The 17,522-nt window shown below is 25.3% G+C and carries 8 protein-coding genes and 1 tRNA gene; 6 read left to right on the forward strand and 3 right to left on the reverse strand.

Annotated elements, in window-relative coordinates; translation table 11 throughout:
- Positions 1 to 3,372, forward strand: a complete 3,372-nt coding sequence (recC, locus tag CRV09_RS02915) for an exodeoxyribonuclease V subunit gamma (RefSeq protein WP_136132643.1) — start codon at positions 1 to 3, stop codon at positions 3,370 to 3,372.
- Positions 3,373 to 3,464: 92 nt separating this feature from the next.
- A complete protein-coding gene (recB, locus tag CRV09_RS02920) occupies positions 3,465 to 6,995 on the forward strand; it encodes an exodeoxyribonuclease V subunit beta (RefSeq protein ID WP_158675185.1) in 3,531 nt (1,176 codons plus the stop codon).
- Between the two features lie 57 nt (positions 6,996 to 7,052).
- Here recB and argA read toward each other — a convergent pair whose 3' ends face one another.
- The 3 genes from argA to queF form a co-directional block, all read right to left on the reverse strand.
- A complete protein-coding gene (gene argA / locus CRV09_RS02925; RefSeq protein ID WP_241973713.1) occupies positions 7,053 to 8,360 on the reverse strand; it encodes an amino-acid N-acetyltransferase in 1,308 nt (435 codons plus the stop codon).
- 336 nt (positions 8,361 to 8,696) lie between these two features.
- Positions 8,697 to 8,773 (reverse strand) — tRNA-Met (locus CRV09_RS02930).
- A gap of 233 nt (positions 8,774 to 9,006) precedes the next feature.
- Complete coding sequence (queF, locus tag CRV09_RS02935) at positions 9,007 to 9,846, reverse strand: NADPH-dependent 7-cyano-7-deazaguanine reductase QueF (protein ID WP_136132646.1); 840 nt, start codon at positions 9,844 to 9,846, stop codon at positions 9,007 to 9,009.
- Between the two features lie 669 nt (positions 9,847 to 10,515).
- Between queF and CRV09_RS02940 the strand changes: the two genes are divergently transcribed.
- The 4 genes from CRV09_RS02940 (at position 10,516) to cysI (ending at position 17,520) form a co-directional block, all read left to right on the forward strand.
- A complete protein-coding gene (locus CRV09_RS02940; protein WP_199733972.1) occupies positions 10,516 to 12,153 on the forward strand; it encodes a CTP synthase in 1,638 nt (545 codons plus the stop codon).
- Positions 12,154 to 12,205: 52 nt separating this feature from the next.
- On the forward strand, positions 12,206 to 13,486 hold the full coding sequence (gene eno / locus CRV09_RS02945) for a phosphopyruvate hydratase (protein ID WP_136132648.1): 1,281 nt from the start codon (positions 12,206 to 12,208) through the stop codon (positions 13,484 to 13,486).
- 513 nt (positions 13,487 to 13,999) lie between these two features.
- Entirely contained in the window at positions 14,000 to 15,805 is a 1,806-nt protein-coding gene (cysJ, locus tag CRV09_RS02950; RefSeq protein WP_136132649.1) for an NADPH-dependent assimilatory sulfite reductase flavoprotein subunit, read from the forward strand.
- A complete protein-coding gene (gene cysI, locus CRV09_RS02955; protein WP_136132650.1) occupies positions 15,805 to 17,520 on the forward strand; it encodes an assimilatory sulfite reductase (NADPH) hemoprotein subunit in 1,716 nt (571 codons plus the stop codon). Before cysJ ends, cysI begins: the two co-directional genes overlap by 1 nt.
- Positions 17,521 to 17,522: the final 2 nt, after the last annotated feature.

The raw sequence follows: 17,522 nt of genomic DNA on the forward strand, positions 1-17,522 counted from the left end.
ATGTTTTACGTATATCATTCAAATCAACTTGATGTTCTTAGAACGTTATTAAATGAAACTATTAAAAGCAATCCTATTAAAAACCCTTTTAAATCTGAAGTAATGCTTATACAAAATTTATATATGGCTAGATGGTTGAGAAAAGAAATAGCATTAAATTTTGATATTGCTGCAAACATTAAATTTATTATATTTACAGAATTTATATGGAGTATAATTAGTACTGTAATACCTGATATTCCAGTAAAAAAATTTTTTAATAAAAATGATGTCATTTGGATGATTATATGTAGAATGCCGTTCTTATTAAAGAAAAATGAATTTAGTTTTATTACAGATTACCTAGATGGTTGTAAAAATGAAACTAATCTATTTCAATTTAGTTTACGTATATCAAGTATATTTGAAAAATATCTAATTTACAGACCCAATTGGCTTAACATTTGGGAATGTAGTAAATTTGTTAGCAAACTTGGTGATGAACAATTATGGCAATCAGCCATTTGGAGAGATTTAATCTCTAACTATACGAAAAAATCAAAAAGATCTTTATATCAATCTGATAATTTTTATTCTCTTTGTATAAAAAAAATAAAAAATACTAAAAATACATTACAATTTTTACCTCAACGTTTATTTATTTTTGATGTATCTGCATTTTCTCCCTATCACATGCAAATTTTAAATACAATAAGTGATTTTATTGATATTCATTGCTTTTTTAAAAACCCATGTTGTAATTATTGGGGAGATATTCAAAATTATAAATTTTTGTCAAAAAAATCAAAAAACAAGCAATATTTTATTAATAAAAAAGATCAAAATTATTTTGATGATATATCAGAATATTTAAAAGAAACATATGAACAGCATATTAACAATCCTCTTTTGGTATCATGGGGAAAAATAGGTTGCGATAGCCTTTGTTTTCTGACTCAATTAGAACCTAACAATCATATTGATGCTTTTGTTAATATAAAAAAAAATAATTTATTAAACTATATTCAAGATGATATCCTTAATTTAAAGAATAATTCTATTATAGGTTTAAATTATAATGAATTAAGATGTAATAATAAAAAACAATGTATAGATACAAGTGACCAATCTATTTCTATTAATGTTTGTCACAATATTGCACGTGAAATTGAAGCATTACAAGATTATTTATTAAAATTAATAAATTATGATTCTAGTCTTAAAATAGACGATATAATAGTTATGGCATCTGATATTGACGTATATATACCATTTATTAAAGCAATATTCTCCAATACATCAGTTGATAGATATTTGCCTTTTACAATTTTAGATCGTCGTGCCATTAACGAACATCCAATAATTATTGTTTTTTTAAGATTATTATCTTTAGATAATAATTATGTTTTTGAAGATATTATGGCTATGTTAGACATAAAATCTTTATCACATCATTTTTCTATAGATGAAAACCAATTAATACTATTACAAAATTTAATTAATAATGTAAATACCTATGAAAAATTGAATGAGTTAAAAAGAATATCTATGCATAAATATGATAAAAATTATCATATTTTACTTAATGAGATTAAAGTAAACTTATTAAAATACATTAATAAAAATAAAAACTACTCACAAAAATTTTTGCCTCATAATATAACAACAAAAAAATTATTAGAGATTTTATTAAGTAATTTAACCAATCTAATTTTCCAACTTAATAAATTAAATATAACATTATCAAAATGTTATTTCTTAAAAGATTGGTTATTTATAGGTAAACAGTTAATTAATAATTTTTTTAGTATAACTTATGAATCTGAATCAATTTTATTGTTATTAGAAAATAATTGGGAAAGATTAATACAATCTGGAATAAAAATAATTTCTAAAAAAATTTCAATTAAATTATTGCGTGAGATTTTATATACTAATCTTAGTAATCAGCTCTTGGGTAAAGATTTCCTTAAAGGAAAAATTAATTTCTGCAATTTAATGCCTACACGTTCTCTCCCATTTAAAGTAATATGTTTATTAGGAATGAATAATGATAAATATCCACGTAGGTCAAATACAATTGAATTTAATTTAATGTATAAACAACCAAATAAAGGAGATTTTAATAATATCGAAGAAGACCGTTATTTATTTCTTGAAACTATAATTTCCGCTAAAAATACACTTTATATAAGTTATATTGGTTGGTCTATGCAAGATAGTACAGAATTGTATCCTTCTAATTTAATAACAGAGTTATTAGAATATATCGAACAAAACTTCTATCTAAAAGGAGATGAAAATATTGAAATAGATAAAAATAATAAAAATATTCAAAAACATTTAATGATATATCATACTAGAGCACCCTTTGCACCAAATAATTTTAAATATAATTCAAAAACACAAAGTTTTGCTTATGAGTGGTTACCATCAGCACGGGGTACAGGTATTCCACAATCTAGTTTTATCAAAGCTATAGATGTACCTAAAATCAGAATTTTAAATATAAAGGAATTATTATATTTTTGGCGTCATCCCATACGTGCTTGGTTTAATAAAAGACTAGGTGTTCATTTCTATATAAAGGAACATGTTTTATCAAAAAATAAATCATATCTCTGTAATAATTTAAAATATTATGAGATTAAATCGCAATTATTAAACGCATTGGTAGAAAATAATATTAATGCTATTCAACAGCTTTATATTCATAATAAAACAGTTGGTAATTTACCTCCTGGAGTTTTTTCAGAATTATTCTGGCAATCTCAGCAAGAAACAATGCAACAAATAGTATCAAAAATCTCCTGCAGTGATATCAAAAAAAGTAGAAATTTGGAAATTAATTTAAAAATTAACAACCTAACTTTAATAGGTTCATTAAACCAAATACAAGAATATGGATTATTGCGTGGATATCCTGATGTACTTACCATCAGAGATGGATTGACATTTTGGCTGGAACATGTTGTATATTGTGCAATGGGTGGTTCTGGTATTAGTCAAATATTTGGTCTTGATAAAAGCTATTGGTATTTCGATAATATATCTCAAACTAAAGCTATTGAATTTTTAAATCGTTATATTGCCGGTTATCATTACGGAATGAGTCAACCAATACCTTTATTGAATAAAAGTGCTAATGCTTGGTTAAAATATTGTTATGACAAAAAGGAAAATCAATTAATAACTGACAAAAATGTTCAAGCAAAAGCATATAATCGTTTGTTAACAGCTTGGAATGGTAAATATAAAATATCAAATGGAGAAAACATAGATCCTTATATGAAACGCTTATATCGTACTTTAGGTGATATAGAAATAGAACAAATAATTGAATCTACAAAGAGTTGGTATTTACCAGTACTTCAAGCACAAAAAGATATTTAAAATTTATCATATCTAATTACATAATAACTAATAATTTGATTTTTTGAAAATTATTAAAGATAATAAATTGTTATTTTATGAATGAGTTAAATATGAAAATATTAAATCCTATAACACTTCCAATTAAAGGTAATATACTTATTGAAGCTTCAGCTGGAACAGGTAAAACTTTTACTATTAGCTTATTATATCTAAGATTATTGTTAGGCCTTAATAAAAAACATGAATATTATAGACCATTATCTGTTGAAGAAATTTTAGTAGTAACTTTTACAGAAATAGCTACAATTGAGTTACGTAAACGTATACGTAATGATATCCATCAATTAAGATTGAGTTGTATTCAAGGAAGAAGTTTTAATCCTATGCATCAATTATTGTTAGAGCAAATCGATGATAATAAACAAGCTATAAAAAGACTATTTTTTGCAGAAAAAAATATATACAACGCAGCTATATATACAATACACAGTTTTTGTAGAAAAGTTCTAAAATTTTTTGATTTTGAATCAAATACGTCATTTAGGAATAAAATATTATCAGATGAATATACATTGTTTAAAAAAATTACTCTGAATTTTTGGAATAATCTCTCTTGTTCTATATCTCTAGATGTAGCACGTATCATTTCAAATGAATGGAATAATGCGGAAGATCTATTATTTACTTTATATCCTTTATTTCGAAAAAAAAATGATATTATCAATTGTTTATCTTTTTTAGATAAAACTTTAGAATTAAAACACAAAAATAATTTAGATCAAATTAATTCTATAAAAAATATATGGATAAATCATAATAATAATATATTAAAAATTCTAAATTCTTCTAAAATTAATAAAAGAATTTATAATAATAAAAATTTAAAAAATTGGGTTGATAAAATAACAGTATGGGCAAATAGTATAACTTTAGATTACACAATACCAAAAGATCTTCAAAGATTTAGACAATCTATAATTAATGAAAAAAATAAAGATAATGATAAAATCATTGATTTTAGATTATTTAAAGAAATAGAAAGTTTTTTTATTAATCCTATATCACTAAGAGAAGATTTTATAAAAAAAGCTCTAGCTGAAATTACTATTTCTATAAATAAAGAAAAACATTTACAAGGTTTATTAAGTTTCGATGATTTATTACATGAATTAGATAAAGCTTTACAAAGCTCTAAGGGTGATTTATTAGCTCGTAATATAGGTACTTATTTTCCAGTATCTCTAATTGATGAATTTCAAGATACAGATTTAAAACAATATAGAATTTTCCAAAAAATTTACATCCAGCAAAAATTAAATCAATCATTAATAATTATTGGTGATCCAAAACAATCAATTTATTCGTTTCGCGGTGCAGATATATCTTCTTATATTAATATGCGTTGCGAAATTAGTGATATTTATACTTTAGATACAAATTGGCGTTCTTCATCAGAAATGATTGAGAGTGTAAATTGCTTATTTTCAAAAATAACCTTACCATTCATGTCGCCACAAATTCCTTTTATACCAATTAAATCTGCTATTGATAATAAAAAAATAAAGTTTATTTTTAATGGAAATAAATATCCTTCATTGAACATTTGGATACATCCAGTCAATAATATTGATTGTATGGATTATGAATATGATATTGCAAAACAGTGTGCTGCTGATATAAGTAATCTATTATTAGCTAAAAATAAAAAAAAAGCTTTTTTTTTAAAAAAAAATAATAAATTACATTTATTACAACCTTCAGATATTGCAGTATTAGTAAGAAATCGTAGAGAAGCTAATTTAATTCGTAATGCACTCAATTTATTTTCTGTATCATCAGTTTATTTATCTGAATTTGATAGCGTTTATAGCACTGTAGAAGCACGTGAATTTTTCTATCTATTAAAAGCAATACAATCTCCAACACAAGAACAACTAATACGTACTGCCTTAGCAACCTCTATGTTTTCAATTGATTCAAAAACTATTGAATCATTATCAAATAACAATTTGATTGTCTTAATTAAAAAGTTTTCACGATGGAAATTATTGTGGCAAAAATATGGTTTAATGCCAATGTTTCGTAATATTATATTAGAATATAATATAGCAGAAAATATATTAGCTTCAGAGAATGGTAAACGTAGATTAACTGATTTAATGCATATTAGTGAATTATTACAAGCAGAATCTATGGTATTAATTGGTCCAAATGATCTTTTAAATTTTTTTTTCGAACAAATTAACAAACCAAATAATCAGATTTCCAATCAGCAATTACGTTTAGAAGAAGATTGTAACTTTATAAAGATTATTACAATACATAAATCAAAAGGTTTACAATATCCTTTAACATGGTTACCTTTTGCTGTGAGTTTTATGGAACATGATAATAATATCTATTGCAATAATAACAATGGTCTCTCTTTAAATACAAATGAAGATGTAAACGATATACAATCATTTAAAGAAAGAATGGCTGAAGATTTACGTCTTTTCTATGTAGCAGTCACTAGATCTATTTATCACTGTAGCATTGGTATTGGAACTTTTATAAAAGGAGGATATAACACAAAAAAAAATACAAATGATTTATACAAAACTGCACTTGGTTATTTATTAAAATGCAATAAATATACCAATATTAAACAATTAAAAGATTATATTAGCGAACTAAAATACATAAACATAAAAGCAATTGATATTGATTTAAAACCCAATAAAAAATGGCAAGAAAAAAAAATCATTGACACTACTTTAAATAATCTTAAGTTAAATAGAATTTCGTCAGATCTTTGCCAAAGTAATATATATCCTGAACAAGAAAATGAAATTGGTAAATTTACTTTTTCATCTGACTTTGATGAAAATAATTTAATTAACTATTATGTAAAGAAAAACTCTTTAATAAAGGAAAAAAGTTCTTTAATAGTAACTAGTCATTTTCCAAATGATTTAAAATTTAACACTTTTATAATTTCTTTATTTAAGTCTATGAATTTAAATACAATACCTAAAAAATCATGGTTAGAATATCAATTAAATAGATGTGGATATTCTTTAGAACTATTATCTGATATCCATAAATGGATAATAATAATACTTTGCAAACCACTTAATTCAGAAGGTTTAAGTCTTATCAATATGAAAGAAACAGATTATCTCAATGATTTTAAATTTTTTCTTATGATTAAAAATAATGCAGTTATATCAGGGTTAAATAGATTATTGAGTAATAAAGATAAATTATCAAAATATGAAAATAATATTAGCTTTGATAAAGAGCAAGGTATTATTCAAGGTTATATAGATTTAGTATTTATTTGGCATAATAAATACTATTTGCTCTATTACAGATTAGATTATTTGGGCAGCCATAACATCTGTTATACAGCTCAATCCATAAAAAGCAAAATTTTTAACAGGAGTTTTAATTTTAAAAATCAATTATGTACTTTGGCATTTCATCGTTATCTTAAACATAGATTAAATGACTATAGTTATGAAAAACATTTTGGTGGTGTGTTCTACTTGTTTTTAAAAGGATTAAGTGAAAATTTACTTAGTAATGGTATTATTAAAATATTTACAGATAAAAATTCAATCCAAAAATTGGATATATTAATTGGTAAAAATAAATAAATATTTTATTATTTTATAATACATGATTATTTCTATCTAAAGTATAAAATTGAATATTTAAATTAAATCTATCATAAGAATTTTTGAACGTCTTTGATAATTATACATTTCTTTTTTACTTTTTGGTAAAAATTCAATTCCTACTGGTTTAAAACCACGTTCTTGAAACCAATGGATACTCCTTGTAGTTAAAACAAATATTTTTTTCAATCCTAATTGACTAGCTTGTACTGATATATATTTAAATAATATTTCACCTATAGATGAGTTACGATAATCAGGATGAACTGCTAAACAAGCCATTTCACCTATTTCTTCATCTAAAAAAGGATATAATGCTGCGCAAGCAATGGTTAAATCATCTATTTTAATTATTGTAAATTTATCAATTTCAATCTCTAATTGTTCACGTGAACGACGTACCAATATACCTTGTTTTTCAAGAGGACGGATTAATTCTAAAATTCCGCCTATATCATTAATTGTAGCTTTTCTTATTTGTTCTGCAGATTCCATTACTATTTGTGTACCAATGCCATCTCGTGAAAATAGTTCTTTTAATAAGGCACCATCTTCTTGATAACTAATTAAGTGACATCGATGTACCCCTCTACGACAAGCATTAATTGCTGCACGAAGAAAACGTATGATCTCTAATAAATAATTATTTTTTTTACTTTCTAACATATACATATGTAATTCGGCATTTTTTGTAAGTAACTCTGATATTATATCTCCTTTATCATCAACAACCCCTTGTTTGGAGCAAAATCCTATCATTTTTTTAGCTTTAAGTTTAATTGCTATTTCTGAGGCAATTTCTTCAGAAGTTAAATTAAAACTTTCTCCAGTCACAGAAACGGCTACTGGTCCTAATAAAACAATAGTATTGTTATCTAATTGACGGTGAATTGCTCTTTCATCAATACGACGAATTTTTCCTCCATGGCAATAATCTATACCATCATCTACACCTAATGGCTGAGCAGTAATAAAATTACCGCTAACAACATTAATATTTGCTCCTTGTAAGGGAGTATTGTTTAAAGACATAGATAATAGAGATGTAATATCAAGCTGAAGACGACCTGCTGCTTGTTTTACTATTTCAAGCGATTTTTTATCAGTAATACGAGTACACTTATGATAAATAGATTTTATTTTATATTCAGACATAATTGTATTTATCTGTGGACGTGCACCATAAACTAAAACTAGACGAACTCCAAGACTATGTATTAAACCAATATCATTAATAATATTGTAGAAATTATTATGAGCAATTGCTTCTCCGCTAAGCATAATAACAAATATTTTACCCCTATGACTATTAATATAGGGGACGGTATGTCGAAAGCTGCGCATTATTTCATTGCTACGTTTTTTCACATATAACTACTCTTTTAAAAATAATATTTCAACTAATTTATTTAATAGATATTTTTACTCAAATATTTCATATAAGAAAAGGGGGAAATAACTTACCTTAATTGATAAATAATTGTATTAATAATAACAATGTAAAATTAATAATCATATAGATAAATCAAAAAAATTATCTAATTTTTTTAGTTATTGATAATCAAATTATATTTTAAAATTAAAACAACCAATCTTTTATTAGATAATTTATAATCTGAGATATGACTTGTTTTTTAAGAAAAGATGATTTTTCAAAATACTATAAGCAAACTTAAACCTTGGTTGCGGGGACTGGATTTGAACCAGCGACCTTCGGGTTATGAGCCCGACGAGCTACCAAACTGCTCCACCCCGCGCTAAGATAATACCATTAGTATACTTATTATTAAAGTTTATTGCAAATTTTTTTAATTTTATATTTATAACAAATATTGTAATTAAATAAAGTAATTTATTAAATTATATAAATTCTATATTCAATAGTAATTTAAAATTAATTTTTTATTTCTATAGATTTTATAACAATGTTTAATGTAAATTGATATCTTATTGATAAATATTTTTATAAATATAATAAACTCTGTTTATATTATTGTCTTACTAAACGTAAACATGTTGGAGAAAAAGATATATTGCTACGCCAAGAATTAATTTCTATACCCTCGCGACGTATATATCTAGCATAAACAGTTAATTCTGTAGGGTTGCAAAAATATGAAATATCATTAAATATTCTTTCAATACATTGTTCATATAATTCACTATGGTTACGAAATGACATTAGATAACGAAGTAGTGATGCATAATTAATACTTGGTCCTTTATAATAAATCATAATTGAACCCCAATTGGACTTATTAGTAATTGGACAAATAGATTTAAACAAATGACTAATTAGTGTTTCTTTAACTATCCTATTTCTTACTGATCCTTCTAAATAATTAGGATTAATAAAATAATCTTCAATTTCTATATCCTGTTCATCAATACAATAACCACTAAAATTATTTATAGAATGTACTTTTATTTCATTTAAACGAAATAGTGATACATCAACTTTACTTTCAGAACAGATACTTAAATCGTATTCTAATATTTTACGTATTTCATTCCAGTTATTAAATTTTATTTGAGTAAAACTACTAAGATATAATTGCAAACTGCTAGATTCTATGATGTTTTTACTATCACAATTAAATACTATTTTCCCTATGCTTACTTGTGGTAATCCTTTATTATTTAACCAAGATAATTCATATAAAGTCCACATATCATTACCAAAGAACGGTATAATTTTATTAAACACACCAATGTCTTTTCGATATGAACTACGTGGCATTATTTTTATTAAATTAAATTTCTTTGCATAAATTATACTGTTATTTAATGATACATTATTAATTAATTTATTTTGCCTATATGTAAACATAATTAATTCCCATAATTACTAAATAAAAATTAATGATTATATTTTTTATTATTTATTAAATTTTATTTTAATATGGCAATATTAAAACCATTACTTAATCTTATTTTAAATAAGATACTATCCTTGATAAGTTAATATGTAATACATATAATTTAATTAAAAATAATATCAATAAAATATTATTATTTAATATTAATACAGTATTCTTATTTAAAATATAAAATGAATAATTATTTTTAATTTTAAAAAAATAATTTCATTAGGTTGTTTATAAAAAATTTTAAGTAAATTACAAATAGCTAATGTTGATTTAATTTTTTAGAATTTTTATATAATCACGTCTGCTGTTTTTCAGAAAAATATGTTTTAATTATATTAAAAGTAATTATTTTATATTTTAAATTTAATATTTTAAAAACACTAGTAATCACTTTTAATGAAATTGTTTCTAAATAAAAATATTATAATTTAATTATAATAATAATCTTAAAAAAAGAAAAAACTGTTTGTTCCCATTAAATATTCAATACATTATAATTCAAATATTTTTTAAAAATCTATAAATTAAAATATTAATATTAACAATAATTAATTGTGAGTTTAACATATTTAATATATAATGAAAAACCATATTAATTTCTATGTTTTTCATTTTAATAATTTATCATAATGCAAAATTATATCTTTATAACAGGTGGAGTTGTTTCTTCTTTAGGTAAGGGTATTACCACAGCATCTCTTGCAGCCGTTCTTGAAGCTCGTTCTCTTAGTGTAACTATAATAAAATTAGATCCATATCTAAATGTAGATTCGGGTAATATGAATCCCAACCAACATGGAGAGGTGTTTGTTACTGAAGATGGAACAGAAACTGATCTAGATATAGGTCATTATGAACGTTTTGTTAGTGCTAAAATGTCACATAAAAATAATTTCACTACTGGTAGGATATATTCAGAAGTAATATATAAAGAGCGTCGAGGTGATTACCTCGGATGTACTGTTCAAGTTATTCCTCATATAACCAATGCTATTAAAGAAAATATTATTATTGGAGGAAAAGGTTATGACATTGTTTTAGTTGAAATTGGTGGAACCGTAGGTGATATTGAATCTTTACCATTTTTAGAAGCAATTCGTCAAATGTCAGTAGATTTAGGTCGTGAGCATATAATGTATATCCATCTTACTCTAGTACCTTATATAATTACAGCGGCTGAATTGAAAACTAAACCAACACAGCGTTCTGTTAAAGAATTACTTTCAATTGGTATTCAACCAGATGTTATAATTTGTCGTTCTAATAGTACTATTCCTGATAATGAACGTGCTAAAATTTCTCTTTTTTGCAATGTACCAAAACAAGCTGTAGTTTCTTTAAAAGATATTGATTCTATTTATAAAATACCCAAGATGATAAAATCCCAAGGTTTAGATACATATATCTGTAAATTTTTTAAATTACAAACACCAGAAGCAAATTTATTGGAATGGGATAGAGTAATTTATGAAGAATCACATCCAATAGGTCAAGTTAATGTTGGTATAATAGGTAAATATGTTAATTTACCAGATGCTTATAAATCAGTAATAGAAGCTTTAAAGCATGGAGGATTAAAAAATAGAATTACTGTTAATATTAGATTAATAGATTCTAAAGATATTGAACTATGTGATATAGAAATGTTGAAAGATTTAGATGCGATTTTAATACCTGGAGGATTTGGTTCTCGTGGAATAAAAGGTAAGTTAAAAACTATAAAATATGCACGTGAAAATAAAATTCCGTATTTGGGTATTTGTTTAGGCATGCAATTAGCAATAATAGAATTTGCTCGTAATGTTGCTGGTATTAAAGACGCTAATTCTACAGAATTCGTTCCAAATTGTAAAAAACCAGTTGTTCTTTTAATAAAAAACTTTGAAGAACAACAAAACAGTGAAATTAGTAATAAGCAAAGTAAATTATCCGGTACTATGAGGCTTGGTAGTCAACAATGTAATTTGCTGATAAATAGTCGAGTTAAAAAAATTTATAACTCTGATTATATTTTTGAACGTCATAGACATCGTTACGAAGTGAATAATTTGTTATTAAATAAAATTGAATCTTCTGGTTTGAAAATTACTGGACGTTCTAAAGATGATAAATTAGTTGAAATTATAGAGATTCCAGATCATCCTTGGTTTATAGCTTGCCAATTTCATCCAGAATTCCAATCTAATCCACGTTATGGTCATCCTCTATTTATTAGTTTTATAAAAGCTTCGTATAATTATCAAAAAAATAAAAAAGATCATAATTAATGAATTAATATTTAATATAGTAATTATTAATTACGTATAGGAAATAATTTTAATGTCAAAGATAATAAAAGTCATCGGTCGTGAAATCATAGATTCACGTGGTAATCCTACTGTAGAAGCGGAAGTACATTTGAAATGTGGTTTAGTAGGTTTAGCATCGATTCCATCAGGTGCTTCTACTGGATCACGTGAAGCTTTAGAATTGCGTGATGGTGATAAATCACGTTTTTTAGGAAAAGGTGTTAATAAGGCTGTTTCTTTAATTAATGATGTTATAGGTAAAGCAATAAAAAATAAAGATGCTATGGATCAAGAAGATATTGATTATACTATGATTAATTTAGATGGGACAGAAAATAAATCCAATTTAGGTGCAAATTCTATTTTAGCTGTTTCATTAGCTACTGCCAAAGCAGCGGCTAATTCTAAAAATCAATTACTTTATGAACATATTGCTGAATTAAATGGTACTCCAAAAAAATATTCTATGCCCTTGCCTATGATAAATATAATTAATGGGGGAAGACATGCAGATAATAATCTTGATATACAAGAATTTATGATTCAACCTATTAGTGCAAAAAATATTAAAGAAGCTATTCGTATGGGTGCAGAAATATTTCATAATTTATCTATTATACTTAAAAACAAAGGTATGAGTACAAATGTAGGAGATGAAGGAGGATATGCACCAAACTTAAAATCAAATACTGAAGCATTAGAAATTATATCAGAAGCCGTGAAAATAACTGGCTATAAATTAGGTAAAGATATTACTATAGCTATAGATTGTGCAGCTTCTGAACTTTACGAAGAAGGATATTATAGGCTAAAAGGTGAAAATAAAATATTTACTTCAAATAGTTTTACTAACTTTTTAAAAGAACTTATTGAAAAGTACCCAATAACTTCTATTGAAGATGGATTGGATGAATATGATTGGGAGGGTTTTGCTTATCAAACTAAAATTTTAGGAAATAAAGTTCAGTTAGTAGGTGATGATTTATTTGTAACAAATACTAAAATTCTTCAAAAGGGTATAGATCAAGGAATTGCTAATGCAATTTTAATAAAATACAACCAAATTGGTTCTTTAACAGAAACTTTAGCAGCTATTAAAATGGCAAAAAATGCTGGTTACAGAACGATTATATCTCACCGATCAGGTGAAACCGAAGATACGACAATCTCTGATTTAGCAGTAGGTACTTCAGCAGATCAAATTAAAACTGGATCACTAAGTCGTTCTGAACGTATAGCTAAATATAACCAATTAATACGCATTGAAGAAGCAATTAGTTATCATTCAACTTTCAACGTTTTAAACAGATAAGATATTAATTATGTTATATTTTAGCATAATAATTTTTATAGATATCTTTAGTAGATCTCATTAAATTAATATAATCAATTAAATAATTGATTATTTAAAAGCAATTTAATTAATAAAAAAAATATATATATTTAATGGTAAATTATTTTTAATATTAAATTTAATGCCAAAATTAAGAAATAAAAATATAATAATTTATTAGGAATTAATTGTTTAATTACTGTCCTTCCTTATTAGAATTATAATTACAACCAAAACGAGTGTAATTATTTTTTTCAAAAATCCATGTTTTATACAATTAATAGTTATTTTATATCCCTGTAAGATCATAGTGAACTATCCTTTCCTTGTTAAATATTAATGAAAAGATCTTTATTTTAAAACACTTTAATTATAAATAATTTAGTTATTTAATATATTTAAGATTTATTTAAATATTAATTTATAGTTTGTTAATTTTATTTAAATAGATAATATAATTCCATTTACTGAAATAGTGAAAATTTTAATGTGATGAATAATCATAACTCATTTTCAGATCTTGCCTTTCCAATTACTTTAGAACAATTTAATACATTACAATTAGTTATAAAGGATTTTTCAGAAAATCAGTTATTATGGCTTTCAGGTTATCTTTGGGGTTTAGTAAATAATCAAAAAATCACTAACAAAGTTAATATATCTAAAAACAAAAAAGAACCTGTGATAACACTTATATCATCATCTCAGACAGGCAATGCTAGACGTGCATCAGAGTGGCTTAGAGATGAGCTAAATTCGATTCAATTAAATGTAAATTTAATTCACGCAAGTGATTATACTTATAAAAAAATTAATAAAGAAAAGATATTGTTAATTATAACATCTACTCAAGGCGAAGGTGAGCCTCCAGAAGAATCAGCTGCTTTATATAATTTCTTGATGTCAAAAAAAGCCCCAAAAATGAAAGAAACTGTTTTTGCAGTATTTGGTCTAGGAGATACTTCTTATGAGTTTTTTAGTAAAGCTGGAAAAGATATTGATAATAGACTAGCAGAATTAGGTGCAAAAAGATTAATAGACAGAGTTGATGCTGATGTTGAATATAAAAATAAACTAAAAGTTTGGTGTAGTTTATTAACAAAACATCTTAAAACTCATATAAAAAATAATTTATTTGAACAAGTAGAAACAAATATAATAAAAGAATCTAATAAAAATTTTAATATTAATTATAACAGAAAAAATCCTTTCAATGCATCTTGTTTAGTTAATCAAAAAATTACTGGTAGAAAATCAGATAAAGATATACGTCATATTGAAATTGACATAAGTAATTCACAAATAATTTATAATCCTGGTGATGCAATTGGAATATGGTATAAAAATGATGATAGTTTAATTAATGAAATTTTAAAATTAGTTAAATTAAAAGGGGATGAAAAAGTTAAAATCCATGATAAGTTTATTCCAATCACATGTGCATTAAAAAACCAGTTTGACTTAACCAGAAATAACAATAAAACAATTGAAAAATATGCTCTTTTATCTAAAAATAAAAACCTTTTATCAATGATAAATGATAGATGTAAAATGCAAAAATACGCAAATTTATATCCAATTGTTGATATGATTCGTTTATCACCTACTAGATTAACTGCTGAAAAATTAATTAGCATATTACGTCCCTTGACGCCTAGACTTTATTCTATTTCTTCTGCACAATCTGAAAATGAAAATGAAGTGCATATTACAGTTGGTATAATTAGCTTTAATATTGAAAATTATTGTCGTGGTGGAGGTGCATCTACTTGGTTATCTAATCTTAGAGAAGAAGAAAATATAAGTATTTTTATCGAAAATAACAATAATTTTCGTTTACCCGTAGATAAAAAATTACCAATAATTATGATAGGTACTGGAACTGGTATTGCTCCATTTCGCTCATTTATGCAACAGCGTGATTACGATAGTTCTTCCGGAAAAAATTGGTTGTTTTTTGGTAATCGTCATTTTACAGAAGATTTTTTATATCAAATAGAATGGCAAGATTATGTAAAAAGAGGACTTTTAAATAAAATTAATTTAGCATGGTCACGTGATCAATCTGAAAAAGTTTATATTCAAGATAAAATTCGTGCTAACGGAGTAGATATATGGTGTTGGATTGAAGAAGGTGCACATATTTATATTTGTGGTGATGCTAATAAAATGGCAAAAGATGTTGAAGCAGCCTTGTTAGAAGTTATTTCTAAACAAGGTCAAATGAATAAAGAAAAGGCTGAAGATTTTTTAAATGAATTACGTATTGAATACCGCTACCAAAGAGACATTTACTAATGACTGAAAAAAACCAGAAAAGTCCTTTTGTTGTTAAGGGAAATTTAGAAGATGCAGAACGTATAAAATATCAAAGCAATTACTTACGTGGTACTATTTTACAAGATCTTGATAATGAATTAACTGGTAGTTTTACAGGAGATAATTTTTCATTGATTCGTTTTCATGGCATGTATCAACAAGATAATAGAGATATTAGAACTGAACGTATTAAACAGAAATTAGAACCACTACATTCTATAATGTTACGTTGTCGATTACCCGGAGGAGTTATTACAACACAGCAATGGTTGGATATCGATAAGTTTGCTACTGCTAAAACTATTTACGGTAGCATTCGTTTAACGAATCGTCAAACATTTCAATTTCATGGTATTCTTAAAAAAAACATTAAACTTACGCATAAAATGTTACATCAAATAGGTCTCGATTCATTAGCTACTGCTAATGATGTAAATCGCAATGTTCTCTGTACTTCAAATCCTTACGAATCAATATTACATCAAAAAGTTTATAATTTAGCAAAAAAACTTTCCGAGCATTTATTACCACGCACTAAAGCTTATGCAGAAATTTGGTGGGATGATCATAAAATTGTAGAGAAAGAAGAAGAACCCATATTAGGTAAAACTTATCTACCCCGCAAATTTAAAATCACAATAGTGATTCCTCCTAATAATGATGTTGATTTACATGCAAATGATCTCAACTTTGTAGCTATTATAAAGAATAAGGAATTAATTGGATTTAATTTATTAATAGGAGGAGGTTTATCTATAGAACATAATAATCATGCAACTTATCCTCGCACTGCAACTGATTTTGGTTATATTGAAATTGAAAAAATGATTGATGTCGCTACTGCGGTCATTACTATACAACGTGATTGGGGTAATCGCACTGATCGTAAAAATGCTAGAACTAAATATACGTTAGAAAGAGTAGGAATTGATCATTTCAAAAAGGAAATAGAAATTCGTGCTGATATGAAATTTAAACCTAGTTATCCATATAAATTAACTACTCGCGGTGATCGTATTGGATGGATTAAAGGTATAGATGAAAAATGGCATTTAACGTTATTTATTGAAAATGGACGGATAATTAATCATCCTAAATATCAGTTAAAAAAAGGTATTGCTGAAATTGCAAAAAATCATCGAGGTAATTTTCGTTTAACTGCTAATCAAAATTTAATTATAACCAGTGTTCCAGAAAATAAAAAATTACATATCGAATCTATAGCAATGAAATATGGATTAATAAATAAAATATCTGCTCAAAGAAAAAATTCTATGGCTTGTGTATCCTTTCCTACATGTCCATTAGCAATGGCAGAAGCTGAAAGATTTCTTCCGAAATTCATTACAAAAATTGAAAATATCATGAAGAACTATGGAGTAAATAATAGATATATAGTATTACGTGTTACTGGCTGCCCTAATGGTTGTGGCCGTGCTATGTTAGCGGAAATTGGTCTAATTGGGAAAGCAATTGGTCGTTATAACCTCCATATTGGAGGTAATCGAATAGGTACAAGAATTGCACGTATGTACCGTGAAAATATTAAAGAAGATGAGATTATTTCTAATATTTCTAAGCTAATAGAATGCTGGGCTAAAGAAGGTTATAAAGAAGAGAATTTTGGTGATTTTGTAATTAGAATTGGAATCGTAAAACCGGTATTGGATCCAGCACGAGATTTTTGGAAATAAAA

Origin of the sequence: Candidatus Pantoea edessiphila (assembly GCF_002933345.1) — a bacterium.
In the GTDB taxonomy this organism is placed as follows: domain Bacteria; phylum Pseudomonadota; class Gammaproteobacteria; order Enterobacterales; family Enterobacteriaceae; genus Pantoea_C.